Below are 530 nucleotides of genomic sequence, written 5' to 3'. Positions count from 1 at the left end.
CGCTCTCTCTGTCGAACTATGACGACAGCGGGTCGTCGTCTGTGGACCTCAACTCGACCGACAGGGCCTTCGACCTGTCACTGAGCGGCAACGCCGATGCCAACGGCACCAGTGTGGCCTATGAGGTGTCGACCGACGGCGGTGGCAACTGGTCGACCACGACCTCGGCGCAAAGCAACCTGGCCGACGGCAGCTACCAGTTCCGCGCGACCGTCACCGATCCCGCCGGCAACTCCTCGACCAGCAACATCGTCACGGTGGTGGTGGACACCACGGCGCCGACCGCGGGGACGCTGTCGCTGTCGAACTATGACGACAGCGGGTCGTCGTCTGCGGACTTCAACTCGACCGACAAGGCCTTCGATCTGTCGCTGAGCGGCAATGCCGATACCAACGGCACCGGTGTGGCTTATGAGGTCTCGACCGACGGCGGCGCGAGCTGGTCGACGACCACAGCCGCGCAGAGCAACCTCGCCGACGGCAGCTACCAGTTCCGCGCGACCGTCACCGATCCCGCCGGCAACAGTTCG

1 protein-coding gene is annotated in these 530 nt (G+C 65.7%); it reads left to right on the top strand.

All coding sequences use genetic code 11. The features are described 5' to 3' along the window. On the top strand, nucleotides 1-530 hold a 530-nt coding region (locus tag RAD15_RS43465; protein ID WP_458184806.1), incomplete at both ends, for an Ig-like domain-containing protein.

The sequence above is a fragment of the Bradyrhizobium sp. 14AA genome (assembly GCF_054185205.1).
This window is presented reverse-complemented; position numbering and strand designations above follow the sequence as displayed.